Consider the following 26,445-nt stretch of genomic DNA (forward strand, 5'->3'; position numbering starts at 1 on the left):
AGCAAACCAGACATGAAACGAAATCTATTAATCGCCACAATGATGCTACTGGTGTTTGCAATGAGTAGTTGTGACAAAAACTTTGAGACCATAAACATCAACCCATCGTTGGCCAATGACCTGAATCCGGTGTATTTGTTTTCGAACGCCCAGCGGCTTTCGGCCATTCCGTCGTACCATTACCAGGGGGAGATTGTCCAGCAAATCAATACCCCGTACGGTGGCCAGCTCGCCGCCGGCAACCGCAATATCATCAATGACCAGCATGCCAATGCCGCGTTTAATTCGTTGTTTACCGAATCCATCCGGTACCTCATTGAGGTCATCAACAAGACGCAGGATGACCCCGACGCCAGCAACCTCCATAACATGGCGCGGATATGGAAAGCCTACTGCTTCCAGCTATTGGTCGACACATATGGTGATGTGCCATACAGCGAAGCCGGCCAGGGGTACTTAAGCGGTAATTTTCTGCCCAAGTATGACCCGTCTGAGGCCATATACGAATCCATCATCCAGGAGTATGTCCAGGCGACCGATGCATTGGATGCCAGCAAAGGCTCCATCGGTACCGGCGATCTTTTCTACGGCGGCGATATTGCCAAATGGAAGCGCCTGGGCAATGCCCTGCTGCTGCGTACCGGCATGCGCTACACCAAGATAGACGAGAGCAGGGCACGGTCGTTGGTCGCGCAGGCGGTCGATCCCGCCCGTGGCGGGGTGATGCTCTCCAATGACGACAATGCGCTCATCCAGTTCAACGCCACCTACACCAATGCCACATCGAATGCATTACTCGGTGGCGAGCGTGCAAACTATTACATCGGCGAAGCGTTCGTCGACTTCCTGAAGGCCCACAACGACCCGCGGCTACGGTACATCGCGGTTTTATATGAGAATCCTTCCAATCCGCTGGCCACGGCAGGCCATGCCAATACCGATCCGGACGACCAGCAGGGGATGCCCTATGGCTATGACGAAAGTTCCATCGAAGATGCACCCGGCTTCCCTGGCAAGATAGGCTCAGCCTTCCGCTACTCCCAGTTCAACCGGGCGACGGTGATGCGCATCGATGCCCCCGAATACCTGGTCAGCTATTCGCAGACCCAGCTGCTGCTGGCCGAAGCACGGTATCGGGGGTTCATTACCGCCGGTACTGCCGCGGAATATTACGAGCGTGCCATCATTGCGCACATGGAGCAGGCCAACCTCTACGGGAGCATGCCCGATATCTCCGCTGCGGAAAAGACCGCCTACCTGAGCAGTGCCGGAGTGGCATTTGATGAGGCGAATGCCCTGCAGCAGATCAATGAGCAATACTGGGTAAGTTCCTTCCGCAACTGGTCGGAGGGCTGGGCAAATTTCCGCCGGAGCGGTTATCCGCAGTTGTCGCCGATAAACTTTCCCTCGCAGGATCCGTCGGTCGTTGCCGGCGGTGGGTTTATCCGCCGGCTGGTCTATCCCCTGCGTGAGGTGTCGGTCAACAGCGCTAACGTGAGCGAGGCCGCCAACCGCATGGGGGGCGACAATCTGGGCGTGCCGGTATTTTGGGACCGGTGAGTGTACGTTGTTGATGCCACAAACGAACAGATAATAAAACCACTAATTTTTTGCTAATGAAAACGACTATCATTTATTTGCTGTTTCTCTTTTCAGCCGTCCGAGTTGCCGGCCAGGAGGTAGCGCCATCCCGCGAAACGATCATCGGCCTCACCCCATTGTGGAAGGGCGATCGGTTTCCCGACGGCCGCCCCAAAGTACCCGACGAACTGTTGGAACGACTCAAAAAAGTATCCATCGAAGAAGCATGGGGCGGGCTGCGTGCCAAAGGCTACCACAACCAGTTCGAGGCCGACTGGATGATCGTCAACCCCGATGAAGTCATGACCGGAAGGGCGGTGACGGCCCAATACATGCCATCGCGGCCCGATGTAGACAGTACCCTCCGGGCTATCGGCATCAAGGAAGGCCGGAACAGCGCCGGCGGTACCAATTCGTGGCCTATCGATGTGCTGCAAGACGGCGATATTTATGTAGCCGATGGTTATGGAAAAATTGTAGACGGCACCCTCATTGGCGATATCCTGGCCAACGCCATCTATACCAACTCCAAGCGTGGCGTGATATTCTACGGGAGCGTGCGCGATTTGAAGGGGATCCGTGAGGTCGAAGGCTTCAACGGCTGGGTCAAGGGGTATGACCCCTCGTTTATTCAGCAGATGATGCTCACATCCATCAATACCCCCATCCGCATCGGCCGGGCAACGGTCATGCCCGGAGATGCGGTGCTTGCCAACCAATATGGCACCGTTTTTATCCCCGCGCATTTGCTTCATGAGATTGTCCTGAACGCTGAGTTCATCATGCTGCGCGATGAGTTCGGCAAGCAGCGCATCAAGGAAAAGAAGTATACCGCCGGTGACGTCGACAGCCGGTGGACAGCCCCCATCCGTGAAGATTTCCTGGGCTGGCTGCGGGAGAAAAAAGACCTGCCCATGAGCCGGGAAGAACTGGACAATTACATGAAACAACGCAATTGGTAACGAACCTCATTATTAAACAGATTACTTGACAGCAATGAAAACCATCATACAACAACTGAAAGCACAAACCCGAAAAGCAGAACAACAACAGCGTGCCGCGATGCAGGCCGAGCTGGCCAATCCGGCCACGACCTCCGCGCGCCGTGAATTTTTGAAAAAGGCGGCATTTGGCGGTTTAGCCTTAGGCGGTTTCATGAATATGTCTATCGAAGACACCTTAGCGCACACCACTTCGAAGGTCAACCGGCGGTCTGCCCCGTCGGACCTCCGGATTACGGACATGCGCTATTGCGTGACCCGCGTCCTGGGGCGCACAGCCATCATCCGCATTGATACCAACCAAGGGATCTACGGTCTGGGGGAAGTACGCGATGGAGCCGATGAGCGCTATGCCCTCTTTTTGAAAAGCCGCATCATCGGTGAAAACCCCTGCAATGTCGAGAAAATATTCAAGATGATTCGGCAGTTCGGCGGCCCGGCCCGTCAGGCCGGTGGCGTATGCGCCGTAGAAATGGCCCTGTGGGATATCTGTGGCAAAGCGTACGGTGTGCCCGCCTGGCAACTGCTCGGGGGCTTGTACCGCGATAAGGTCAGGCTCTATGCCGACACGCCGGAAGGCGGCTCGCCCGAAGAGCAGAAGAAACGAATCGAATACCGGGTGAACGAACAGGGGTATACCTGGCTGAAGATGGACGTATCCATCGGCGAGGTGCTTGACGTGCCTGACGCGGTGGTGAATGCCGAGTTTTGGAAAAACGAACAAGGACGCCTGGCCCAGTGGGGCAACTACGGCTACATGTCTTACGCCAACCGGATGCACCCGTTTACCCAAATACAGATCACCGATAAGGGGCTGGATCACCTCGAGCAGGTTGTCGCCAACATCCGGAGCCTGACGGGGTATGAGATTCCGATTTCGACCGACCATTACGGCCATTTCGACCTGAATAACGGTATACGCCTGGGCAGGGCATTGGAAAAATACCGGCTGGCATGGCTCGAAGACATGGTGCCCTGGCAATATACCGAGCAGTGGAAAACCATCACCGAAGCACTCGAAACGCCTACCATCACCGGCGAAGATATTTACCTGCTGAAAGATTTCAAACCGCTTATCCATGAGCGGGCGGTAGATATCATCCATCCAGACTTAGCCTCATCCGGCGGATTGCTTGAAACCAAACGTATCGGCGATTACGCCGAGGAATTTGGCATTGCCATGGCCATGCACCAGGCAGGCACGCCCGTATCCTTCATGGCCAACGTACATTGCGCTGCAGCCACCGAAAACTTCCTTGCCCTGGAGCACCATTCGGTAGACCTGCCCTGGTGGGAAGATCTGGTCGTGACCACCGATGGACGCAAGCTTATCGAAAAAGGATACGCCAATGTGCCACTTACCGCGCCGGGACTGGGTATCGAACTGAATGACGAGGTGGTGAAGAAATACCTGATTGACAAAGACAAGAGCTATTTCGAGCCCACCCCGCAATGGGACGACAGGCGCTCACACGACCGTACATGGAGTTAATCACACAAAAAATTAGGATATCAGATGCGTAATCTATTCTTGCTTACTATAAGTATAATGATGATGACTGGATGCAATGAAAGCGAAAATGAATCAACGGCAGTGGCTGAAGTAGAAGCCGTTGTCGAATTATTCCGGCAGACAATGGTCGAGCCGGATGAATCGGTTTTCTACAAACTGACGTCGCCGAAGCTCACCTACGGGCATTCCAGCGGGCTGGTTGAAGACCGCGACGCCTGCGTGGCTGCCATTGTATCCGGCAAAAACAAATTCCTGAGCCTGGAGTTGTCTGACCAGACGGTAGACCTTTCCGGCAATACGGCGATTGTGCGGCACCGTTTTTTTGCCCACACGCATGACGAAGGAAAAGAACCCGGTACCGTCACCCTGCATGTGCTGCAGGTGTGGCAGAAAAGCAGCGAGGGCTGGCAATTGCTTGCCCGCCAAGCCGTAAGGATATAACAGGGAGCAATTATGGAAAGACAATTAGCAAGGTCGCGGTGGTACCGCATTATTCCCGTTGTTTTCATCACGTATAGCCTCGCTTACCTCGATCGGGCCAACTTCGGCTTTGCCGCCGCGGGCGGCATGGCCGAAGACTTGGGTATCACGCCCGGCATGTCGTCGCTATTGGGATCGCTTTTCTTTCTGGGGTATTTCTTTTTCCAGATTCCCGGTGCCCACTACGCTGCGCATAAAAGTGCCAAGCGGCTCATATTCTGGTCGCTGATTCTATGGGGTGCATTTGCCACGGCCACCGGTATGGTGAGCAATGCCGGGTGGCTCGTCGTCATCCGGTTCATGCTGGGCGTCGTGGAAAGCGCGGTGATGCCGGCCATGCTCATCCTGCTCAGCCAATGGTTTACCAAAGCAGAGCGCTCGCGGGCCAACACGTTTTTGATATTAGGCAATCCGGCCACGGTGCTCTGGATGTCCGTGCTTTCGGGATACCTCATCGATGCCCTGGGCTGGCGTTGGATGTTTATCATCCAGGGTGCGCCGGCCATCCTATGGGCCTTCGTGTGGTGGCGGATGGTGGATGAACGGCCCAGGGAAGCAAGCTGGCTGAGCGTGCCGGAGAAATCAGCCTTGGAGGCCACGCTGGAGGAGGAACAGCGGGAAATCAAGCCGGTGAAAAACTATGCGCAGGCCTTCCGCTCACGGGCCGTCATCCTGTTGTGCCTGCAATACCTCTTGTGGAGCCTCGGCCTGTACGGTTTTGTGATGTGGCTGCCATCCATCATCAACGCAGCACCCAATATGGATATCGTGACCACCGGATGGCTGGCCGCCGTACCGTACCTGCTGGCGATCATCGCCATGCTCGGCGCCTCCTATCTTTCAGACAAAACGCTCAACCGGAAGATCTTCATCTGGCCCTTCCTGCTGCTGGGGGCACTTGCACTGTATGGGTCGTATCTGGTGGGCTCCAGCAATTTCTGGCTGTCATTTATCCTGCTGGTATTGGCCGGCGGCGCCATGTATGCACCGTATGGGCCGTTTTTCGCGGTCATCACCGAGATCCTGCCCAAGAATGTAGCGGGGGGTGCCCTGGGCCTTATCAACAGCATGGGAGCGCTCGGTTCGTTCGTAGGCGCATATATCGTCGGCTACCTCAATGGTGCCACCGGAGGGTTCGGTGCTTCGTACCTGTTGATGGCCTTCGCGCTGTTGTCTTCCGCCATCCTGACGATCATCGTGGTGAAATCGCCCCGGCAGCGGAAAACCAGCCCGGTACTACCCTTATCGGCACCGTAATGAAGCATTCATTCCGTAGCAGGGCACTGGTTGTTGCGGCCGCAATAGTCCTTGGCTGTTCGTCTTCGCATGACGAGCGTAATGACCATACGGGAGACGACTGGCCGGTTTATGGTGGTAATAATGCGGGGAACCGGTATTCACCGTTGGATCAGATTAACGTAGCCAACGTGAGCCAGCTGAAGGTGGCATGGCAATACCACACCGGCGAAAACAGCGATCCCAATGAACGCGGTTATGAGATCCAATGCCAGCCCATTATCGTGGATGGCGTGCTGTATGCAACATCACCGAAGTTAAAGGTATTTGCTTTGGATGCCGCAACCGGCAAGGAAGTGTGGCGGTTCGATCCATTCGAGTACATCGAACCCCGGTATCACCAGAACCGGGGCGTGGTATATTGGCGTGAAAACGGCGATGAGCGTATTTTCTTTACCGCCGGTTCCAGCCTCTTTGCGTTGAACGCCAAAACGGGCGAGCTGAAAGCAGATTTTGGCGAGGGCGGTATCGTGAGCCTATATACCGGATTGGACGAAGGGCTGGATCATGACGTCAGTAAGCTGATGGTGATAGCCACTACCCCCGGCGTGGTGTATAAGGACATCCTCATTATGGGTTCCCGAGTCTCCGAGTTCGGTGACGCCGCACCCGGCCATATCCGCGGCTTCAACACGCGGACGGGCAAACTCGAATGGCTATTCCATACCATTCCCCGCCCCGGCGAATTTGGATACGACACCTGGCCGCCCGAGGCCTACAACTATATGGGCGGCGCCAATAACTGGGCCGGAATGACGCTGGATACCAAGCGGGGCGTTGTCTACCTGGGCACCGGCTCGCCGTCCACCGACTTTTACGGCGGTGGCAGGCATGGCCAAAACCTATTCGGCAACTGCATCCTCGCTCTGGATGCGCTCACCGGCAAGCGCAAGTGGCATTTCCAAACCATCCACCATGACCTGTGGGATCGCGATATCCCCAATCCGCCCAACCTCATCCAGGTGCGGCACGGAGGCAGGATGATCGACGCTGTAGCACAAGCCACCAAAGACGGGCTCATTTATGTGCTCGACCGCGATACCGGAGAGCCGCTTTTTCCCGTAGAGGAGCGCCCCGTACCGGTGGAAGGCGCCGTGCCGGGCGAAGCGCCCTGGCCTACGCAGCCCTATCCGCTGAAGCCTGAACCATTCGCCCGCCAGTACTTTACTGAAGCAGATATCAACGACCTCGACCCCGAATCCTACGAATTCGTGAAAAAAAGGTTCCTGCAAACGCGCTCGGGCAACAAGTTTATTCCCCCAAGCGTAGAAGGCACATTGGTCTTCCACATCGGTGGAGGTGCCGAATGGGGTGGTACGGCAGCCGATCCGGACGGCATTTTTTACGTCAATTCCAACGAGATGCCGTGGGATCTCCGGATGCTGGATCTCGAAACCAGTATGAAAGAACGCCGTAACGCACAATTGTCGCGAGGTGAAGCACTGTACGCGACCCATTGCGCGGTCTGCCACGGTGCGGATCTCCAAGGCGGCGGCAGCAACAACCCGTCGCTGGTGGATGTCGGAAAGCGCTTGCAGCGCAAGGATATCGCCGCCGTCATCCAGTCGGGCAAGGGGATGATGCCTTCGTTCCAGCATATGGATGAGTTCCGCAGGGAAGCCATCATCAACTTCCTGCTCAAAACTGACGAACCGGAAGATATGCACAACCGTTCAGCAGCCGGCGTTGAAGAAGACACCACAAGCCGGTTTCCTTATGTCGCGCCGTGGGTAAACAATGGGCAGGTGCAGTTCCGTACCCCAGCAGGGTATCCCGGGGTGAAGCCGCCCTGGGGCACCTTGAATGCGGTCGACCTGAATACGGGCGAATACCTCTGGAAGGTTCCTCTCGGCGAATTTCCCGCGCTCACAGCAAAAGGTATACCCCCCACAGGTACCGAAAACCATGGTGGACCTATCGTGACGGCCGGCGGGCTGCTGTTCATCGGTGCCACGCAAGACGAGCTGTTCAGGGCGTTTGACAAGAAAACCGGTGCGATCCTGTGGACGTATCAGCTTCCCGCGGGGGCGTTCGCCACGCCGGCGACCTATTCCGTCAATGGAAAGCAATACGTCGTCGTAGCGGCAGGAGGCACCAAGTATGGGCTCAAGCCAGGCGGATCATATATCGCATTTGCGCTTGAGTAAAAACGATAGTTATAAACTTACAAAACATGAAAGCCAACAGAAGAGCGTTTATCAAAAACACCGCCGCGCTGGCAGCCATGACGGTAGGAGGGAGCGGGGCGAGCGGCGGGTAGCCCTGGCCAAGCAAGGTGTGGTCAAATCCGCAGCACAAGGAGGTTAGGCAATCTCCTTAATTTTATTTATTATTGAACATTATTATAAACTACGTTGTTTTGATGAAGACATTAGCCACATTGTTAATCATATTGCCCGCCATGATTTTTGCCCAGCACCAACCGATTGATTTATTCATCGGTACGTACACAAACAATGGAAAGAGCAAAGGCATCTACGTCTACGCCTTTGATCCCGCCACCGGTAGCGCTACGCTGAGAAGTACGGCGGCCGCCAACAATCCGTCATTTCTCGCTATCAGTGCCGATAGGAAATATATCTATGCGGCCAATGAAAATGGAGACGGCGAAGGGGCGGTCAGCGCCTATGCATATGACGAGGCTACAGGGAGGCTGAGCCTGTTGAGCCAGCAGCTTACACAAGGAGATGCACCGTGCCATGTCGCCGTCGACCGGGGAGGTACGCACGTTGTTGTATCCAATTACGGTGGGGGCAGCATCAGTGTATTCCCCATCGAGCCCGACGGAAGCCTTGGCGCAATCAGCCAGCTTATCCAGCATACCGGCAGTGGCCCCGACCAAAGCAGGCAGCAAGCCCCGCATGTGCATTCCGCTTTTTTTACGCCCGATGAAAGACGCATCTATGTGCAGGACTTGGGGACAGATAATGTACACATTTACGACTTCCGGCCCGCCAGCGCAGACGGGCCGCTTATCCCTGCGGCGCAACCCGTTGCCAAGAGCTCACCGGGCGGTGGTCCCAGGCATTTGACCCAATCCGCCGACGGAAAATTTGTCTACCTCATTGAGGAAATGATTGCCAACGTGCTGGTCTACCGGCAGCAAAACGGCCGGTTGGAAGCCATCCAAGAAGTGGAGATAAACGAAGCGGGCTTCGCCGGCAAAAACGGTGCGGCAGACATCAAGCTGTCGCCCGACGGCCAATTCCTGTACGCATCAAACCGGGGCGATGCCAACACCTTGGCCATCTACCGGGTGAACGCAACGGACGGCACGCTCACCAAGGTCGGCAATCAGTCCGTGCTGGGCCGTGGTCCCCGCAATTTCAACATCTCGCCGGACGGCAAGTACCTCCTGGTGGCCAACCAGAATACCGATGAGGTGGTGGTCTTCAGCAGGGATGCAGCTACGGGGTTACTGCAAGATACCAGGCACCGCATCGCTGTGGGATCGCCGGTGTGTTTGGTTTTTTAATCCCCCAGTTTTACTTTCTTCTGGAATCCGGGTCCGGAAGATGTAACCTTATTTATTGCTTTTTTTGCCTATTAAATACGTATTTATCGAGTATGTACGGCGTTACCGGCTTTAGCCTTTTATTGGTATCCAATGGATAAAAGCCGGGAGCTGTATAAAACTCGATGCTGTCCACCGTAACCTTTACATACCAAACTTTTCCGAGGGCGTCTTTGGTCAATGTATCTGGCTGCATGATTTTGCGGAAGTTTTTGGCCAGTTGCTTATTCAGGGGGATAATTTTCGCGTCTTCGATTTTTGTATGGCAAGCGATCGGTACATAGCGGTCGGTGCGCCAATACATACATTCCCGATCAAAGCTGTCGGCGAGTCGGTACGCACCGATTGTCGCCAAAAATGCAACCATTCCATACAATGCCGGTTTTTTGATTGTCGACCAAACTCCGGATTTGGCCTGTCCTTTACCCGAGCCTTCCTTGCCCGCATTTTCCGATGCCGAAGTCGATACCTCATTTTTTTGCCCCTTGGGCACATCTTCGTTCTCTTTTATGGCCATATCCGCCTGGCATTCTTCCGCCTGATCAGCGGGCGGATCCGCGGCTGTTTCTTCTTGGTCTTCCTTTTGGTTTTCCTTTGAGTCGCTACGTTGTGCTTCCCGCCATTTATCAAAGGGGCGGGGCTGGAAGTCGATTAATATCGCCAGCAGCTTCACGATATTTTCACGAGGCTTGCTTGTCTTGCCGATTATAAAATTTTTTAGTGGTTTAAATCCATCCGTTCCAAACTTTCGAATAGCGGTCTCCAGATCGGCATGCTTATTATCAGCGTTAAAAATTTTTAATAGGGTGGGAATATCTTGCTTTATGTCGCCCCTACGTAAAAGTACCAGGCAATACCTCATGAGCTGCGCCGGAGAAGGGCGTTCCAGTTCACTGGGCAGGGCATGCTTTTCTTTCTTTTCCCGATAGGTGTTTATCACCTCTTCCTTAAATTTATCAAATTCTGACATTGCAACAAAATTAGCTCAACCGACCAATCGGAATTTACGGAATCCCGTAATCTTTTAACGGAATCCCGTATTCTTTTATAAGTAAAAACACCATCGCCCAACACCGGAATTTCAAGACGTCCATCCGGAAAATCAGGAATAAGATGTTGAATAACGGAATCATCAGAATTTGCTGATGGTTAGGTATTTGCGCTCCATATTTTTGCTTCAGAAATCAGTTCAAGCATTGATTCACAATGGAGGTAAATGTACGAAACAGGTTTCAAAATGAGAAGAAATCGCGGTGGCTTATAGCCGGTTTGGGAAGCAGTTATTAGCTCCCGCGATAGACGCTCGCACTTCCCAACAAATTCAGAAGGCCTTCTGAAAACCAACGTAGCAACCCCCGCGAACAGGTCGCGGGGACCTACCAAGTTTTCATGTTAAAATTTTTGAATTATGTTGTATTACATTTTTGCAATACTAATGGGTTTGGTGTGTCCTTCAGGCAGTAATTCCGGTCAGGGCCAGCCCACCGTACAGACTACGAACGGCGGTGGTGGAGACGGTGGCGGTTCAAGTAACGGAAACGGTGGAGAAACCGGACAGGTGCCTCCCAGGCCGCCCCAAAGTACGTAAATACATATCCAATCGTAAAAGGCAGCAAAGCGCTGCCTTTTTTTATTTGTATAAAATTTTATTCTGTTTTTTAGTTTTGCTAATTTCGAATAAAATTTGAATCCTATTGAAACACCTAAGCATTCCGTTGTCATTCCTTATTTTTCTTTCGTGTTCGCGGGAGGAAACTCACGAGCCCCAGCCCATTGACAATCCGTACTACGATCAGGCATTTACATACTTGGACAGCGGCCCGGTAGACAGTGCTTTTTTCTATCTCAACCTGGCTAAAGACGTTTTTCTGGAAGCCAATGACAGCCTCAATGCGGCGTACTGTCTCACGCAGATGGCTATCATTTTGACCAATCAAGGTGATCATTTCGGCGGTCAGGAGACCTCGCTCCAAGCTGTTGCATACTTAAACCAGCAGAACCGGGCACACCACCATTACCTGGGCTCCAATTACAACAACCTCGGAATAGCCTCACGTAACCTAAAAGATTATAAGCGGTCGTTGGATTTCTACGACTTGGCAATTAAATTTTCGGACGATTCGCTGGATACCCGTATTTACCTTAATAACAAAGCTGTCACCTACAAAGAGATGGAAAACTACAGCGAAGCCTACAACATATACCAGCAAGTTGTAGAAGAAACCAGTAAGGACCCTCGAGAATATGCCCGGGTCCTTTCAAATATGACCATCCTGAAATGGCTTCAAGATCCCACATACAACGCAATACCGGAATTTTTACGTGCACTCCGTATCCGGAAGGAAGAAAATGACCTTTGGGGCCTAAACGCCAGCTATGCACATCTTACCGATTATTATCAAAAAAAGCGGCTGGATTCGGCCTGGTATTACGCCCGTAAGAGGTATGAAGTGGCCAAGCAAATCGAAAGTGCCGACGACCAAATTCTGGCCCTGCGACGAATGATTAGGTTGGGGCCGTCCGATTCGACCAAATTGTACTTTGCGACGTATCAACGGCTTAGCGACAGCGTCCAATCAGCCCGCAATGCTGCCAAAAACCAATTTGCCGTTATCCGGTACGAGGCGGAGAAGAACAAAGCAGACAACCTAAGGCTACAGAAAGAAAATGCCGAAAACGCCTACCAGATCAGCCGGCAGCGAATATTGACTACGGTCATTGCCATCATCGCTATCCTGTTGTTAGCCGGCAGTGTGTATTGGCACCGGAAGCGAAAACAGCGGCTGGAGCTCGAAGCCCAAAACCGGATAAAAGCGCATCAGCTCAAAACGTCCAAAAAAGTGCACGATGTGGTGGCCAACGGACTTTATCGCGTGATGACCGAAATCGAAAACAAACCCGATATCGATAGGGAAGGGATCTTGGACCGGCTGGAAGTCATGTATGAGAAGTCGCGCGATATATCCTACGATACCGAGGTCGATGTGCCGTCGGCCGATCCGCCGGACTTCAACGATAAGCTGGCGGGCCTGCTCACCTCATTCGCTTCAGACGAAACGAAAGTAGTCATCGTGGGAAACGACTTCGACCTATGGGAAACCGTATCGTTGGCAGTGAAGCATGAGATCGAGCACATCCTGCAAGAACTCATGGTCAACATGAAGAAGCACAGCTGGGCGAGCCACGTTGCCGTGCGTTTTGAACGAATCGGCCATGAGCTCCATATCCACTACAGCGATAACGGTGTCGGCCTGCCTAAAACGTTTACTTATCGCAATGGCCTTACCAATACGGGAAACCGTATAAAAAATCTTCGCGGCCTCATTACCTTTGACACCGAGGTCGAAAAGGGATTAAAAATACACCTCTCTTTTCCCGTCTTTTAAACTGTTAGCGGATGTTCAAAAAAGTATTGATTGCCGAAGACCACGAGATAGCGAATATTTCTGTACAAAAGACATTGGACGAACTTGGCATAGCTGACGCCAGGTATGTCTATTATTGTGATGATGCGTTTGCCTGGATACGGAATGCGTTGAAGGCCGGCGAGCCCTATGACTTACTCATTACGGACCTATATTTTGAAGAAGACCATTGCAAGCAAACGCTCGTGGACGGGAAAGCGCTTATCCGGGCAGCGCGGGAAGCACAGCCAGACCTGAAGGTGATCGTCTTCTCGGCAGAAAACAGGGCACCCATCGTGGACAATCTGTTTAAATCGCTCTCGATTGACGGCTATGTCCGTAAAGCGCGGCGTGATGCCCAAAATCTCAAGCAAGCCATCCACGCCGTTTACCAGCACAGCACCTATCTATCGCCGGATTTGAAGCAAACCATCCAAGGGGAAAATTCCTATGAGTTTACCACTTTTGATGTGACCATCATCAAGCTCCTCTCGCAAGGCGTACTGCAAAAGGATATCCCGTATTACCTGCAGAAACAACATATCAAGCCTTCCGGGCTAAGCAGCGTGGAGAAACGGCTTAGCCTGATGAAGGAAGTGTTGGGGTTTTCCAACAACGCGCAGCTTATCGCTTACTGTAAGGATATTGAAATTATTTAGTGCCATGTCGTAATCTTCGTTAATTTTGGCACGATGCACGATTGCTTTAAGCAAATTCAATCCTATTTGATTAAGAAAGCTCCCATCTTCGTAGCCTTGCTCCTCGTTGTCTGCGCTGCGTTTGAAATCGCTGAACCGGCAGGCCAAAAACAAATATCGGCGCCGAAAGAAAAGTATGTCTATGTGACCAAGGTGATAGACGGGGATACCTTTTGGGTGAGGGACGGGGCGGACGAGGTTAAAGTTCGCTTCATCGGGATAGATGCGCCCGAAACGCGCAACGCAGGCCGGAAGAAGAAAGGGCACTTCGGCGAAGAGGCCAAGGCGTACGTGACAAAATTGACGCTGCACAAACGAGTCCGGCTGGAACTGGACGTGCAGGAAAAAGATCGGTATCAACGGCTATTGGCCTATGTCTACCTCGAAGACGGCACATTTCTAAACGCCCATCTGGTCGCCCAAGGCTACGCGGTGATGGCTACTTACCCTCCCAATATCAAATATGTAGACTTATTTGCTGACTTACAGCAGCAGGCCCGGCAGGCGGAGCGGGGGCTATGGGCTGAAATTTTTTGAAGTAATTGCGGCTTTACGGTTTCCCGTAAGGAGCGGACACCTATGCCTTGTATTTTTGACATCGTAAGCAAATGGCAGCATACATGAATAAGATTTGCAACACGATGAAAGCCTCCGTCACGATCTTGTTTCTTTTTTCAGCGTTGACGGCAATGCTGTTGCGTGGGTGGGAAGATTAATTCAAAACTAAAAACCTAAAGATGAACACCATGGATTTCAAAGAAGAAATTCGCCAATTCGGCAAACGTGTAGACCGGCTGTTGCCGCAGATAAACACAGAGGAGGCTACCAAGACATCCCTTATCATGCCATTCCTGAAAATCTTGGGCTACGATGTGTTTGATCCCTTCGAAGTACATCCTGAGTTTATTGCAGATATCGGCATTAAGAAAGGAGAGAAGGTGGATTATGCCATTCTGCGTGAAGAAAAACCTGTCATCCTTATCGAATGCAAGCACTATGCCGATGGGTTGGATCCGCACAATTCGCAACTCTTCCGGTACTTCCATACCACATCGGCCAAATTCAGTTTATTGACCAACGGGCTGGAATATCGGTTTTATACCGATTTGGTTACGCCCAATAAGATGGACGAAAAGCCTTTTTTTGAATTCAAGATTACCGATATCAAGGATAATGAAATTGCCGAGTTGCGGAAATTCCATAAATCAGTCTTCGACTTAGACAATATATCTTCAACGGCAAGCGAGTTGAAGTATTTCAATGAACTGAAGATATTGGTCACTAGTGAAATCCAGAATCCCTCTGAAGAGTTTGTCCGTTATTTCGCAAAGCAGGCCTATCCGAGTTTGGTTACCGTCAAGGTCCTGGAGCAGTTTACGCCCTTAGTTAAGCGGGTTTTCAGCCAGATTATAAACGACCAAATCAGTGAGCGGCTAAAGAGCGCGTTGAAGAAGGAAACCGAAGAAAGCGAATCCCCAGCACCGGCGCAAGAGCCAGAATCATTGGTAGTGACAACACAGGATGAAATTGACGGATATTTGATCGTCAAATCCATACTCCGTAAGGAGATTGAAGTCGGCCGTGTTTTCATGCGTGACAATCAATCCTATTGTGGTATCCTGCTTGATGATAATAACCGCAAACCGATATGCCGCTTCTATTTCACGCCCAATAGAATGCGGATTGGGCTGTTCGACAAGGAAAAGAAAGAAACCAAGCACGATATCGAACGGCTGGATGATATCTATAGCTATTCAGAGGCGATTTTGCAGACGGTGAATAACTATTTGTCCTGAACCAATTAAAGTGGCAAAGAATCCCATACTGCAGCTGCTTGATCAGGAGAACCATGGAGCCTACAGAGCAGCGTTATTTGATGAACGATGGAAGAAAAAACGGCAAGAGATTTTGGCGAGGGATCACCACCGTTGTGTTAACTGCAAATCCCAGGAAAATTTGCAGGTGCATCATCGCCAATATCATTTTCAGATAAAGCTCAGAAAATTCAAAGAGCCTTGGGATTACCCCAATACGTTGATGATTACATTATGTGAAAAATGCCATCAGCGTGGCCACCAGTTGTATAAAGTGCCTTCAATTGTTGTTTAATGGACCGAAATATGGCAAGTATATTTAAAAGTATTTTCAGTAAAAACGGAAGCGCAAACTCCACTTTGGCAGTTAAGCATACCGAAGAGGTTGATAGAAAAGACGTAACCGAAGAATTATTCGTCGAAAAAAAACCTGTAATGGAGGACGGCTTCATGTCCAGCAACAAGGGGATACTCGCTATCTATCATTACTTGGAAGGTGACTTTGAAAGTAAGGGTTTCAACGATGCTATGATCAGTCCGGATGAGAGTTATAAGCAAGAGAACATCCGCTTAATCAGGTATGATCTCGAAATAATTATTCAAAAAGTCCGCATTTATCATGATTCCCTGCTAAAGGAGATGGATTTCCATATAGCGTCCAGATCGCGTGCGGGCTTAGTAGATTTAGTTGAAGAGTTGAAAAGCCGGAAAACCGATCTGATGGAGCATATTCAGAAAGTCAACGCGATAGAAAGTTCGTTAATGTCGAATAGTGGCTATTGCGAGAGAGCCATGTTGTCTTATCAACGCGGGTTTATGAAAGGCATGGCTTCCATCACCCAAGCAAGCCTATTGTCTAAAGCACTTTGACCATGGACAAAAAGAGCGCATATCTCAGGTTTTGTTGTTTTCTGACAGGGTTAAGCTATCCCCTAATCAGGAATTCCAGCGAACAAAGTGTTAAGAATGCCAAGAAGTATACAGGAGCTTTGTTAATCATCATGCTGGTGTGGTTTTTTATTGGCTATTGTTTTGCGACAAGATACCTGCATATGGGGATTGGGGGAGGGGTAATAGGAGGTGTGCTCATGTCTTTTGTCATCCTGCAAATCGAGCGGATTATCATCCTTTCGCATCACATCAGTTGGGGAGGTAAGCTATTCCGAGTCATATTGGGTTTGGTGATGGCTATCCTTGGGGCTTTGATTATGGATCAATTTACTTTTCAGGATGATATCGAGCTTAGGAAAGTTCAGGTGTTGGACATTCGGGTTAAGGAAGCGATTAAGACCAGTGAGAATGACATACGCATGCAAGTAGAAGAACTTGATTCTGTTCTTGAAATTTCAAACACCCGTTTATTTGCATTAAGCGAAGAATTGCAGAAGCGCCCGGTTATTATAACCAACTACACCACAAGCAGCGTAACTAAAGACAGCTCAGGTAATAACGTCAATTCGACCACACAGCGAAACACTGCTATCGTAGATAACCCGCTGAAGGTTGAGTTTGATTTTTTGCAAGCGCAGATAACCGAGCTAAATGGCAAAAAATTTGAGCTTTTAAATTCCTTGACAGATTTAAAACGGAAAAAAGAGGAGGAGTTAAAGTCGGCGACCGGCTTCCTGGACGAACTGACCCTTTTAAAGGAAGTTATCGCATCAAACTGGGTGGGCATGTTTGTGTATGCATTGTTCCTTTTCTTCTTTCTTGCATTAGAATTATTTATCCTAATTATGAAACTAAGCGACAAGGAGTCCGATTATGACAAGCTAGTAGACCATCAAATGGATATCCGTATCGAAATGCTTCAACGGTTGAAAGCCTAAGACAAAACGATGTTAGGCTGGAAGGCGTTGGTTTCCAATTGAAGGCTCTGTGCGATTGTTTCAGGAGGTCCTTTGTTTTTTTTGACGCGATGTTGTATATTGCATATCCTAATACAATCGAAACACATGCATTAATGAACTGACCGTCAACCAAACTACTAATTTTATTATGGAAAGAGCTGCCACGTTAAAATTCCATGTCGAAATCCTTCCGTTTATTAACTATCCTCCACGCCAAACGCAGATAGAAGTGTCCATTAGCAAGAACTTACTATACAAGTATATAAGCGTATCAGGGGATGAAGTGGTTGGGAAGAAAAAAAGCCCCGAAGATAGTCGAGGCGCTAAATGTTTTCACAACGGAATAATCCTTATTGTGATTTGCTTTCAGAAACAAAGATATAGCATATTTTGAATTGAGCAATACGGGAAACCGTAAAACATAATTTTTCTTGCAGATTACCTTTAATTGCTAAAATAAACTGATATGAAGAAAAGGATATTAGGACTTGATTTGGGTACCACTTCCATAGGCTTTGCACAAGTCATCGAAGGCGACACCCCAGAACAATCTTTTATCAAAAGAATAGGTGTGCGCGTAAATCCACTGACGACGGATGAACAAACCAATTTTGAAAAGGGTAAGCCGGTGTCTGTAAATGCAGACCGGACACTGAAACGGGGGATGAGACGCAATCTCGATCGCTTTCAGGACAGAAGAAGAAATCTGATAGAAGTATTGATACAATCAGGTTTGATTACAACCGAAAGCGTATTAGCTGAGGACGGCAAACATACTACGCACGAAACATGGCGGTTGCGTGCAAAAGCGGTTACAGAAAAAATTGACAAAGAGCAATTCGCAAGAGTGCTGCTGGCCATCAACAAAAAGCGTGGCTACAAAAGCAGTCGAAAGACAAAAAATGAAGAAGAGGGACAGGCAATAGACGGCATGGCCACTGCGAAAAGGCTGTATGAGGAAAACATCACCCCTGGCCAACTTGCTTACCAACTATTAAAAGAGGGAAAGAAGACTCTTCCTGATTTTTACCGTTCGGATTTGAATGCTGAGCTGGATAAAGTATGGAAGCAGCAACAGCAACATTATCCTGATATTTTTACCGATGAGTTTAAGAAATATCTGGAAGGTAAAGGGCAAAGGGCCACATCGACAAGCTTCTGGGGCAGATACCAAATCAACACCTCAGAAAATAAGGGTTCGAGGGATGAAAAGAAACTACAAGCCTATAAATGGCGGGCCGAAGCGGTGTCGCAACGACTGGAAAAAGAAGAGGCTGCTTATGTAATTACCGAAATCAATAATGACCTGAATAAGTCTTCCGGTTATCTTGGTGCCATATCCGACCGGAGTAAGGAATTGTACTTCAATAAGGAAACAGTTGGCCAATATCTATACAAGCAACTTCTACACAATCCACATACCCTTCTTAAAAATCAGGTGTTTTACCGGCAAGATTATATGGATGAGTTTGAGGCCATATGGAGCGAACAATCTAAACACCATGCAGAACTGACGGAGGAGCTGAAAATAGAAATTCGGGATATCGTCATTTTTTATCAAAGGAAACTGAAGTCCCAGAAAGGATTGGTGAGCTTTTGTGAGTTTGAGAGCAAAGAAATCGAAATAGAGAGAAATGGGCAAATAGTCAAGAGAACCATTGGATTAAAAGTTGCCCCCAAATCTTCGCCCTTGTTTCAAGAGTTCAAGATTTGGCAGGTGCTCAACAATTTGCTAATTCGCAAAAAAGGGAGCAGAAAGCGCACTGTAAAAAAGTCAGATAATTCAGGGGGAGAAGAACAAGAAATCTTTGCTTTCGACATGAACGCCAAGCAACTTTTGTTTGATGAGCTGAACATCAAGGGTAATCTAAGTGCTTCAAAAGCATTGGGTTTGTTGGGGTATAAGCCGCAAGATTATGAACTCAATTACACCACAATAGAAGGTAACAGGACCAACAAAGCCCTCTATGATACCTACCTGAAAATATTGGAAATAGAAGGTTATGACGTGAAAGACTTACTGAAAGTCAAGAGCAACAAGGACGAAGTAGCCCTGGATGATATAGATGTGCCCGCTGTTGAAATCCAAAAAATGGTTCGGGATATTTTTGAAACATTAGGTATCAATACGCAGATTTTGGAATTTAATGCCGAACTGGATGGAAAAGCCTTTGAGCAACAAGCCTCGTGTCAGTTATGGCATTTGTTGTATTCGGCGGAAGACGATACCCGAAAATATAGCGAAGAGGATATTTTGGTTTTTGGTAATGAAAATATCGGTTTGAAGAAAAAGCTTTGCTCAAAATTCGGCTTCAAGCCCGAACACAGCAAGATATTGGTCAATGTCACCTTATCAGATGATTATGGCAATTTGAGTTCCAAAGCGATGCGTAGGATTTATCCGTATATCAAAGAACATCATTATTCAGATGCCTGCGAACATGCCGGTTATCGCCACTCCAAATCTTCGCTCACAAAGGATGAAATCGCCAATCGGCCGTTGAAGGGGAGGTTGGAACTGTTAAAGAAAAACAGTTTACGGAACCCGGTAGTAGAGAAAATCCTCAACCAGATGGTAAATGTCGTCAACACTTTGATAGATGCCGAAAATGCCGAACGAAAGGCCCAAGGATTACCCGAAGATTTTCACTTTGACGAAATACGGATTGAATTGGCCCGTGAGCTGAAGAAGAATGCTAAGGAAAGAGCTGAGATGACCGCCAATATCAACGCCGCTAAGCTCAAGCATGAAAGAATTGTGAGACTGTTGCAGACGGAGTTTGGCATAAAGAACCCAAGCCGTAATGATATTATCCGTTATAAATTGTATGAAGAGTTGAAAAACAACGGTTATAAAGACCTGTATACAAATACATATATACCGCGGGAGATTCTGTTCAGCAAGCTGATTGATATCGACCATATTATTCCACAGGCTAAGCAGTTTGACGATAGTTTTTCCAATAAGACGGTTGTGTTTAGGCAAGACAATTTAGACAAGGGCAATAAAACGGCATATGACTACATTGAAAGCAAATATGGAGAGGTAGCAGCGGTGGATTTTGTTTTACGTGCCCAACATCTTTTTGAATTGGGACAAAAAAATTCCGAAGAAGGCATCTCAAAGGCTAAGTTCCAAAAACTGCAAAAACGGGAAAGTGACATCGGTGACGGCTTTATAGAAAGAGACTTGCGCGACAGCCAATATATTGCCAAGAAAGCAAAGAATATGCTATATGACATCACCCGTTCTGTGGTCAGTACATCAGGAAGTATTACGGATCGGCTGCGTGAAGATTGGGATTTGGTAAATATCATGCAGGAGTTGAATCTCGAAAAATTCAGGAAGTTAGGCTTGACCGAGATGGTAGAAAAGAAAGACGGGACGTTTAAAGAACGTATTGTTGATTGGACCAAGCGCAACGATCACCGACACCATGCGATGGACGCTTTGACGGTAGCTTTTACCAAGCATAATCATATTCAATATCTTAACTACTTGAACGCCAGAAAAAATGAACGCCATCGATTGCATAGCAATATCATCGCAATTGAGGCAAAAGAAACAGAGTTGGTGATGGACAGCGATGGAAACAAAAAACGGGTACTCAAGTCCCCCATCCCCAACTTCCGCCAAGTGGCCAAAGCGCATTTGGAAAACGTATTGGTTTCGCATAAAGCAAAGAACAAAGTCGTCACCAAAAACAAAAATAGAACGAAGACCAAGTATGGCGAAAGGGTGAGAACTGAATTAACACCACGCGGTCAGTTGCATAAGGAAACCGTGTACAGAAAGTACCGTTATTATCAAAGCAAGGAAGAAAAGGTCGGAGCTAAATTTGATAAGGAAACCATCCAAAAGGTTTCTAGCCCATTATACCGAAAATTGCTTTTAGAGAGACTGGCTGAAAACAACAATGACCCTAAAAAGGCTTTTACAGGAAGGAACGCGCTGAATAAAAACCCGATTTACCTAGACAATGCGAAGCAGAAAGTTTTACCCGAAAAACTGAAATTGGTCTGGCTCGAAGAAGACTATTCCATTCGTAAGGATGTAACACCCGAAAATCTGAAAGACGTTAAAACTATAGAGAAAGTACTGGATGGCAAAGCCAGAAACATCCTTTTGGAACGGTTGAACGAATATGGAGGCGATCCCAAAAGAGCGTTTTCCGATTTGGACAAAAATCCCATTTGGCTGAACCGGGAAAAAGGCATCAGCATCAAACGGGTAACGATAAGTGGCGTGAAGAATGCAGAACCTTTGCATTACAAAAAAGACCATATGGGCAATGATATCCTAGATGACGAAGGCAAAAAAATTCCCGTAGATTTTGTCAGTACGGGTAACAATCATCACGTGGCGATATATCGGGATGAGAACGGCAATTTACAAGACCATGTTGTTTCATTTTTCGAAGCTGTCGAAAGAGTGAATCAGGGACTCACTGTCATTGATAAATCATACAACGCTCATTTGGGGTGGCAATTTTTGTTTACAATGAAGCAGAATGAGTATTTTGTCTTTTCCAATGATCAAATGGCATTTGATCCACGCGAAATTGATTTATTAGACCCTAAAAATAAAAAACTGATAAGCCCAAATTTGTATAGGGTACAGAAGTTATCTAAGGTCATTTACGGAAATTCCGCTGTAAGAGATTTTGTTTTTCGAAATCATTTGGAAACAACAGTAGAAGAAAAAAAGGAATTGAATGGCATCGCTTATAAGCAATTAAAGAGCTTACCGTTTATGGAAAACATCATCAAAGTTCGCATCAATCATATTGGTGATATTGTAGGCATTGGAGAGTATTAATAAGCGCAGTATGAACCGCACCGATTTCCTCAAATCCATTGGCCTTGGCGCAGGCGGGTTAATCCTGCCCGCTAAGGGTTTGATTAGCACGAAATCCGTAAAGATATACGACAACTATATTCGTGGGCTGATGCATTATGACTTTAATGAAATCGAGGACAATATCCAAGCTGGCGATGAAGTGCATCTGGTGCGCGAGCCCACGAATATCTATGACAGTTTTGCCATACAAGTGAATAGAGGTGACAAACGATTGGGGTATATCGCCGCCTATGAGAATATTGTGCTGGCCAATATGATGGATGCTGGCGTAGGTCTTAGCGCCTACATCAGTCATAAAGATCTAAAACGCCCTGCGCAGGAATGGTTGGCAATTGAGGTCTTTGCAGAGTTGGTTATCCCCAGTCAGCAACTGGTGGATAGCGTACTTGCCCAGCATCGCGCGGATGATGTTCCGGATGTGTATCGGCTAGGGGAGGTTTAAAAGCGGGCAGAACATGATCAAGCGCACCCTTATGTTTTCCAATCCGGCTTATCTGAGCCACAGGAATAGTCAATTGGTAATTTCCTTTCCTGACAAAGAGAAAGATGACCGGACGGTACCGATCGAAGATATTGGCGTGGTAGTACTGGAAAATCAGCAGATAACCATTTCCCACGGATGCATCGCCGCTCTCGTACAGAACAACGTTGCCCTCATTTCCTGTGACGCCAGCCACATGCCCACCGGACTGATTTTGCCTTTGGATGGCGGGAATACCCAAGCCGAACGATTCCGATACCAGATAGAAGCGTCGCTGCCCTTGAAAAAACAGCTTTGGCAACAAACCATCCAGCAGAAAATCTACAATCAGGCGCGTGTGCTGGAAAAGTTAGGGATAGCATCGGGCAACATGTACCGCTGGTCGAAGTCTGTCAAATCCGGTGATCCTGATAACTATGAAGGCCGTGCGGCTGCGTATTATTGGCAAAATATCTTTAGCGAATACCTCGAATTCAGCCGGAATAGGGGTGGAGAGCCACCCAATAATTTACTGAACTACGGTTATGCCATTTTACGGGCTATTGTCGCGCGCAGCCTGGTGTCTTCCGGGTTACTGCCGACATTGGGGATATTCCACAGGAATAAGTATAATGCCTATTGCCTGGCAGATGATATTATGGAGCCTTATCGTCCGTTTGTAGACTTAATCGTCTATGATATCGTCGCCAATGGAGGTGATTTTCAGGGGTTGGATACTGTGCTGAAAACCAAGCTACTGCAACTGCCACAGGTGGATGTGCGTTTTGACGATATGACCAGCCCGTTGCTGGTAGGTGCATCGCGGACGACTGCTTCATTGGCCAGGTGTTTCGAAGGCATATCCCGTAAAATCAATTATCCGTCTGTATAGAGTAAAGTGGACCGTTTAAATCAGTATCGTGTTTTGTGGATATTAGTCTTTTTTGATTTGCCTACGGAAACAAAAAAAGAACGGGCGGCCCATGCTCGGTTCCGCAAAGACATTATGCAGGATGGCTTCACGATGTTTCAGTTTTCCATTTACCTGAGGCATTGCAATAGTCGTGAAAACGCGGATGTACATATTAAACGGGTGAAACGCTTATTGCCTGAAAAAGGTCATGTCGGCATATTGACAATCACAGACAAGCAGTTTGGTGATATCGAATTGTTTGTGGGTAAGGAAATGGGAAAACGACCGGATACGCCGCAACAACTTGAGCTATTCTGAGAAAACCTTTTTAAAGTTCTCTTTTTGTGAACTTGTTTGCTATCTTTGTATATTATTACATGCGTGTACATTTAATAAAACGACAGACTATTGAGCAATTCGCTATCATGCATGCCAGAAGTAGTGTTTCATTAAGGGATTGGTTGGGAAAGATCAAATACGCGGATTGGGAGTCGCCGATGGATATAAAACATACGTTCAATAGTGCAGACCTGTTAGGTAACGGTAGTAATAGGGTGGTATTTGATGTTGGTGGTAATAATTATAGATTAATTTGTAAGTATGTTTTTGGTGCAACACAAATACACCTATTTATATGCTGGATAGGCACACACGCCGAATATGATAAGCTATGTGCATCAGGTACACAGTATATAGTAAACGATTATTAAGATTATGGCAACATTAAAATATAGCGTCATCAAAGACAAAGCACAATACGACACCTATTGTAAAGAATTGGAGACGTTGCTTGAGGGTGATCCTGTCAATTACGAGGAAGTGGAGTTGCTTACTTTATTGATTGAACATTACGATACCACAAATAATAGTTTCAAGGAAATGGATCCTATCGAACTATTGAAATCGCTCATGAAAGATCACGACATGCGACCCAAGGATTTGGTCAATTATTTGGGTATTAGCAAAGGATATATTTCAGATATCTTGAATTATAAAAAAGGGCTTTCTAAAGAAGTTATCCGTAAGTTGGCCAGCCGATTTAATCTGTCCCAAGAGGCATTCAACAGGCCCTACAAACTCCACGTTCCAGAGAATCGGCATTTTAGAAATGCTAGTATGATGAATTTTCCAAAAGAAATCCATCCGTCGTTGGTATAATAGAAAAAGTTTTCCACATATTCGTTTTGTAACAGAGCAGCAGCCAAGGGTTAGAAATAGGATAAGGAAAAATAACAAATCAATAAAAAATCCAAGCTATTTTGGCTTGGATTTTTTATTTCTAATTTTTGAGTTAATCCACTGATTCACATTGAAATACTTGATGGTACGCTGTGCCTAATATCAGTAAATCAAAGAATGAAAGCAAATCACAACCGAAATGTACAATGAAAAAAACATTGTCTCGCTGTGCCTAATATCAGTAAATCAAAGAATGAAAGCAAATCACAACAGGAAGCTACGGTGCTTGGCGCTCGGTCTGGCTGTGCCTAATATCAGTAAATCAAAGAATGAAAGCAAATCACAACTACCGATGCGCTTGGTTGCGCCAGTCGTCGCTGTGCCTAATATCAGTAAATCAAAGAATGAAAGCAAATCACAACGACCTACATAATTATCACCACTGAAATTAAGCTGTGCCTAATATCAGTAAATCAAAGAATGAAAGCAAATCACAACCGAAATGGACTACTACAAAAACATTGATAAGCTGTGCCTAATATCAGTAAATCAAAGAATGAAAGCAAATCACAACCAAGTCCGTGCGCTTCAAGGCACTTCGGGGGCTGTGCCTAATTGAATATTCCGGGGAAAGTACACCACCCGTTCCGGATGAAAGTACACCAGTGAAGAGGCCAATAATCTGCGCAGCTGCGCCACTGGGTTTTCAAAGTTAGTGATTTTTTTTCTTCCTCATAGACTTGCCCTGAAGGGGTAGCCTATGTGCCGATGCTGTCAATCTGTCCATTATCGCGTCGGCCAGTGTAGGTTCATCGATAAAGTTGTACCACGCCTCCACCGGTAACTGCGAAGTGATAATCACCGAACTGTTGCCATATCGGTCTTCCAGTATATCCAATAGTGCCAGCCTGGCGTCTGCATCGATCGCCTTCAGTCCGAAGTCATCGAGTATAAGTAATCTGTGGTTGGATATGGCTTTGATCCACTTAAGGTATGTACCGTCGAGCCTGGTCTGGGAGACCGTATCCATGAAACGGTTCATGCTGAAATACAATGTGCGGTATCCCAGCAGGCATGCCGATCGTCCCAGGGCACAGGCCAGGAAGCTTTTGCCGGATCCGGTAGCCCCGGTGATCAGTACATTGTCACCCCGCCCGATAAAGGCCCCATCCGATAAGCGGAGCACCTGTTCGCGCGTGATCCCTCTTTCCGGGTTGCAGACAATCTCTTCGGGCAGGGCGTTGTAGCGCAGCCGGCTTGCCTTCAGGTATTTCTGCGTCCTGGTGTGGTCGCGGTATTCCACCTCGGCCTGCACCATGGATGCCAATAGTTCATGTACGTTCTGTACTTCGTGCACGGGTAGTGCACTCACCGCTTCGTAACGTCTGGCCATCCCGGCCAGACGGAGCGTTCTTAGCTGTTCGATTGTCTGATCTGTATTCATTTCTGTCCAATGGTTTTATATTATTTGTATTCTCCGGCACCGCGGATATTATCATGCAGGGGTATGGTGTATTGTTTGGGTGCTTCCTTTTTTTCGAGCAGGTCCATATTGTTGTCCAGTATGTTTTTGATGGCCGTATAATTGAACCGCTGTCCTTTGAGCGCTCTCTTGCAGGCACCTTCAATGCGCTCGGGATAGCCGGTTGCCAGGCGCATGAGTCCCCGGCAGGCCTGGTAGGACTGGTCGATGATAAGCTTACTGTCCATGACCCGCTGGAAGTACTCCCGAGTAGCAGGGCCATATGTTTCCGCTTTGCTCAGGTAATAATCAGGGTTCCATGCCAGGCGCTCGCGCATGTGCCGGTGGTTTTCCGGGAGATGTTCCCTGTCGGTCGTATAACCGTGCTTCTTATAGCTGCGTCTGTGCAGGGCAATACG

The 26,445-nt window shown here is 48.2% G+C and carries 23 protein-coding genes, 1 pseudogene and 1 CRISPR repeat array; of the genes and pseudogenes, 21 read left to right on the forward strand and 3 right to left on the reverse strand.

All coding sequences use genetic code 11. From position 1 onward, the window contains the following. Positions 1-12: 12 nt before the first annotated feature. From B5X72_RS19530 to B5X72_RS19560, 8 genes are all read left to right on the forward strand, one after another. On the forward strand, positions 13-1,560 hold the full coding sequence (locus tag B5X72_RS19530) for a SusD/RagB family nutrient-binding outer membrane lipoprotein (protein WP_079718611.1): 1,548 nt from the start codon (positions 13-15) through the stop codon (positions 1,558-1,560). 56 nt (positions 1,561-1,616) lie between these two features. Next, on the forward strand, positions 1,617-2,543 hold the full coding sequence (locus tag B5X72_RS19535; RefSeq protein ID WP_079718613.1) for an RraA family protein: 927 nt from the start codon (positions 1,617-1,619) through the stop codon (positions 2,541-2,543). A gap of 34 nt (positions 2,544-2,577) precedes the next feature. Continuing rightward, complete coding sequence (locus tag B5X72_RS19540) at positions 2,578-4,074, forward strand: mandelate racemase/muconate lactonizing enzyme family protein (protein ID WP_079718615.1); 1,497 nt, start codon at positions 2,578-2,580, stop codon at positions 4,072-4,074. Between the two features lie 57 nt (positions 4,075-4,131). After that, positions 4,132-4,536, forward strand: a complete 405-nt coding sequence (locus B5X72_RS19545) for a nuclear transport factor 2 family protein (protein ID WP_176146272.1) — start codon at positions 4,132-4,134, stop codon at positions 4,534-4,536. A 12-nt stretch (positions 4,537-4,548) separates the two neighbouring features. Continuing rightward, positions 4,549-5,832, forward strand: a complete 1,284-nt coding sequence (locus B5X72_RS19550) for an MFS transporter (protein ID WP_079718618.1) — start codon at positions 4,549-4,551, stop codon at positions 5,830-5,832. Beyond that, positions 5,832-8,018: an outer membrane protein assembly factor BamB family protein gene (locus tag B5X72_RS19555; protein WP_079718619.1), complete on the forward strand. Its 2,187-nt coding sequence runs from the start codon at positions 5,832-5,834 to the stop codon at positions 8,016-8,018. Before B5X72_RS19550 ends, B5X72_RS19555 begins: the two co-directional genes overlap by 1 nt. Positions 8,019-8,044: 26 nt before the next feature. After that, on the forward strand, positions 8,045-8,131 hold the full coding sequence (locus B5X72_RS21215) for a twin-arginine translocation signal domain-containing protein (RefSeq protein WP_139378795.1): 87 nt from the start codon (positions 8,045-8,047) through the stop codon (positions 8,129-8,131). A 102-nt stretch (positions 8,132-8,233) separates the two neighbouring features. Beyond that, complete coding sequence (locus B5X72_RS19560; protein WP_245827032.1) at positions 8,234-9,346, forward strand: lactonase family protein; 1,113 nt, start codon at positions 8,234-8,236, stop codon at positions 9,344-9,346. Between the two features lie 52 nt (positions 9,347-9,398). On the opposite strand, the gene B5X72_RS19565 is transcribed toward B5X72_RS19560, so the two are convergent. Beyond that, positions 9,399-10,355 carry a hypothetical protein gene (locus tag B5X72_RS19565; protein ID WP_079718621.1) on the reverse strand — a complete coding sequence of 319 codons (957 nt, stop codon included), beginning with the start codon at positions 10,353-10,355 and terminating at the stop codon, positions 9,399-9,401. A 438-nt stretch (positions 10,356-10,793) separates the two neighbouring features. Here B5X72_RS19565 and B5X72_RS20685 point away from each other — a divergent pair, with 438 nt between their 5' ends. The 13 genes from B5X72_RS20685 to B5X72_RS19635 all read left to right on the forward strand — a co-directional run bounded on the left by B5X72_RS20685 (position 10,794) and on the right by B5X72_RS19635 (position 24,543). Next, positions 10,794-10,973, forward strand: a complete 180-nt coding sequence (locus B5X72_RS20685) for a hypothetical protein (RefSeq protein ID WP_139378793.1) — start codon at positions 10,794-10,796, stop codon at positions 10,971-10,973. A gap of 106 nt (positions 10,974-11,079) precedes the next feature. Further along, positions 11,080-12,771: a tetratricopeptide repeat-containing sensor histidine kinase gene (locus B5X72_RS19570; protein ID WP_245827033.1), complete on the forward strand. Its 1,692-nt coding sequence runs from the start codon at positions 11,080-11,082 to the stop codon at positions 12,769-12,771. 11 nt (positions 12,772-12,782) lie between these two features. Continuing rightward, on the forward strand, positions 12,783-13,448 hold the full coding sequence (locus B5X72_RS19575; RefSeq protein ID WP_079718622.1) for a response regulator: 666 nt from the start codon (positions 12,783-12,785) through the stop codon (positions 13,446-13,448). 66 nt (positions 13,449-13,514) lie between these two features. Continuing rightward, the gene (locus B5X72_RS19580) at positions 13,515-14,024 is read left to right on the forward strand and encodes a thermonuclease family protein (RefSeq protein WP_217698170.1); all 510 of its coding nucleotides are present in this window, start codon (positions 13,515-13,517) and stop codon (positions 14,022-14,024) included. 200 nt (positions 14,025-14,224) lie between these two features. After that, complete coding sequence (locus B5X72_RS19585; RefSeq protein ID WP_217698171.1) at positions 14,225-15,283, forward strand: type I restriction endonuclease; 1,059 nt, start codon at positions 14,225-14,227, stop codon at positions 15,281-15,283. A gap of 324 nt (positions 15,284-15,607) precedes the next feature. Then, positions 15,608-16,171: a hypothetical protein gene (locus B5X72_RS19595; RefSeq protein WP_139378794.1), complete on the forward strand. Its 564-nt coding sequence runs from the start codon at positions 15,608-15,610 to the stop codon at positions 16,169-16,171. A 2-nt stretch (positions 16,172-16,173) separates the two neighbouring features. Next, complete coding sequence (locus B5X72_RS19600) at positions 16,174-17,130, forward strand: DUF4407 domain-containing protein (protein ID WP_079718626.1); 957 nt, start codon at positions 16,174-16,176, stop codon at positions 17,128-17,130. A 487-nt stretch (positions 17,131-17,617) separates the two neighbouring features. Beyond that, on the forward strand, positions 17,618-21,970 hold the full coding sequence (cas9, locus tag B5X72_RS19610) for a type II CRISPR RNA-guided endonuclease Cas9 (RefSeq protein ID WP_079718628.1): 4,353 nt from the start codon (positions 17,618-17,620) through the stop codon (positions 21,968-21,970). 10 nt (positions 21,971-21,980) lie between these two features. After that, positions 21,981-22,454, forward strand: a complete 474-nt coding sequence (locus B5X72_RS19615) for an HIRAN domain-containing protein (RefSeq protein ID WP_079718629.1) — start codon at positions 21,981-21,983, stop codon at positions 22,452-22,454. 13 nt (positions 22,455-22,467) lie between these two features. Then, positions 22,468-23,364, forward strand: coding sequence for a type II CRISPR-associated endonuclease Cas1 (gene cas1, locus B5X72_RS19620; protein WP_079718630.1), 897 nt, complete (start codon positions 22,468-22,470; stop codon positions 23,362-23,364). A 6-nt stretch (positions 23,365-23,370) separates the two neighbouring features. Further along, the gene (cas2, locus tag B5X72_RS19625; RefSeq protein WP_079718631.1) at positions 23,371-23,703 is read left to right on the forward strand and encodes a CRISPR-associated endonuclease Cas2; all 333 of its coding nucleotides are present in this window, start codon (positions 23,371-23,373) and stop codon (positions 23,701-23,703) included. 107 nt (positions 23,704-23,810) lie between these two features. Next, complete coding sequence (locus tag B5X72_RS21095; RefSeq protein ID WP_262497499.1) at positions 23,811-24,095, forward strand: type II toxin-antitoxin system HigB family toxin; 285 nt, start codon at positions 23,811-23,813, stop codon at positions 24,093-24,095. Between the two features lie 4 nt (positions 24,096-24,099). Next, positions 24,100-24,543: a helix-turn-helix domain-containing protein gene (locus B5X72_RS19635; RefSeq protein ID WP_079718633.1), complete on the forward strand. Its 444-nt coding sequence runs from the start codon at positions 24,100-24,102 to the stop codon at positions 24,541-24,543. Between the two features lie 170 nt (positions 24,544-24,713). Then, positions 24,714-25,138: a CRISPR direct-repeat array (repeat unit 46 nt; unit sequence GCTGTGCCTAATATCAGTAAATCAAAGAATGAAAGCAAATCACAAC). 138 nt (positions 25,139-25,276) lie between these two features. On the opposite strand, the gene istB is transcribed toward B5X72_RS19635, so the two are convergent. Continuing rightward, positions 25,277-26,008 (reverse strand): IS21-like element helper ATPase IstB, encoded by a 732-nt coding sequence (gene istB / locus B5X72_RS19640; RefSeq protein ID WP_079718634.1) that lies wholly within the window; start codon positions 26,006-26,008, stop codon positions 25,277-25,279. Between the two features lie 20 nt (positions 26,009-26,028). Beyond that, positions 26,029-26,445 (reverse strand): annotated as a pseudogene (locus tag B5X72_RS20880) (hypothetical protein); the annotation flags it as partial.

Source organism: Parapedobacter luteus (assembly GCF_900168055.1).
Taxonomy (GTDB): Bacteria; Bacteroidota; Bacteroidia; order Sphingobacteriales; family Sphingobacteriaceae; genus Parapedobacter; species Parapedobacter luteus.

Bases quoted from the DNA above. Each gene is read 5' to 3' on its own strand.
- B5X72_RS19565 (WP_079718621.1), bottom strand. From the start codon at position 10,355: ATGTCAGAATTTGATAAATTTAAGGAAGAGGTGATAAACACCTATCGG.
- B5X72_RS20685 (WP_139378793.1), top strand. From the start codon at position 10,794: ATGTTGTATTACATTTTTGCAATACTAATGGGTTTGGTGTGTCCTTCA.
- B5X72_RS19545 (WP_176146272.1), top strand. From the start codon at position 4,132: ATGATGATGACTGGATGCAATGAAAGCGAAAATGAATCAACGGCAGTG.
- B5X72_RS19635 (WP_079718633.1), top strand. From the start codon at position 24,100: ATGGCAACATTAAAATATAGCGTCATCAAAGACAAAGCACAATACGAC.
- B5X72_RS21095 (WP_262497499.1), top strand. From the start codon at position 23,811: ATGCATGCCAGAAGTAGTGTTTCATTAAGGGATTGGTTGGGAAAGATC.
- B5X72_RS19540 (WP_079718615.1), top strand. From the start codon at position 2,578: ATGAAAACCATCATACAACAACTGAAAGCACAAACCCGAAAAGCAGAA.
- B5X72_RS19560 (WP_245827032.1), top strand. From the start codon at position 8,234: ATGAAGACATTAGCCACATTGTTAATCATATTGCCCGCCATGATTTTT.
- B5X72_RS19530 (WP_079718611.1), top strand. From the start codon at position 13: ATGAAACGAAATCTATTAATCGCCACAATGATGCTACTGGTGTTTGCA.
- B5X72_RS19550 (WP_079718618.1), top strand. From the start codon at position 4,549: ATGGAAAGACAATTAGCAAGGTCGCGGTGGTACCGCATTATTCCCGTT.
- B5X72_RS19555 (WP_079718619.1), top strand. From the start codon at position 5,832: ATGAAGCATTCATTCCGTAGCAGGGCACTGGTTGTTGCGGCCGCAATA.
- cas1 (WP_079718630.1), top strand. From the start codon at position 22,468: ATGATCAAGCGCACCCTTATGTTTTCCAATCCGGCTTATCTGAGCCAC.
- B5X72_RS19575 (WP_079718622.1), top strand. From the start codon at position 12,783: ATGTTCAAAAAAGTATTGATTGCCGAAGACCACGAGATAGCGAATATT.
- B5X72_RS19615 (WP_079718629.1), top strand. From the start codon at position 21,981: ATGAACCGCACCGATTTCCTCAAATCCATTGGCCTTGGCGCAGGCGGG.
- B5X72_RS19535 (WP_079718613.1), top strand. From the start codon at position 1,617: ATGAAAACGACTATCATTTATTTGCTGTTTCTCTTTTCAGCCGTCCGA.
- B5X72_RS19600 (WP_079718626.1), top strand. From the start codon at position 16,174: ATGGACAAAAAGAGCGCATATCTCAGGTTTTGTTGTTTTCTGACAGGG.
- B5X72_RS21215 (WP_139378795.1), top strand. From the start codon at position 8,045: ATGAAAGCCAACAGAAGAGCGTTTATCAAAAACACCGCCGCGCTGGCA.
- istB (WP_079718634.1), bottom strand. From the start codon at position 26,008: ATGAATACAGATCAGACAATCGAACAGCTAAGAACGCTCCGTCTGGCC.
- cas9 (WP_079718628.1), top strand. From the start codon at position 17,618: ATGAAGAAAAGGATATTAGGACTTGATTTGGGTACCACTTCCATAGGC.
- B5X72_RS19585 (WP_217698171.1), top strand. From the start codon at position 14,225: ATGAACACCATGGATTTCAAAGAAGAAATTCGCCAATTCGGCAAACGT.
- B5X72_RS19595 (WP_139378794.1), top strand. From the start codon at position 15,608: ATGGCAAGTATATTTAAAAGTATTTTCAGTAAAAACGGAAGCGCAAAC.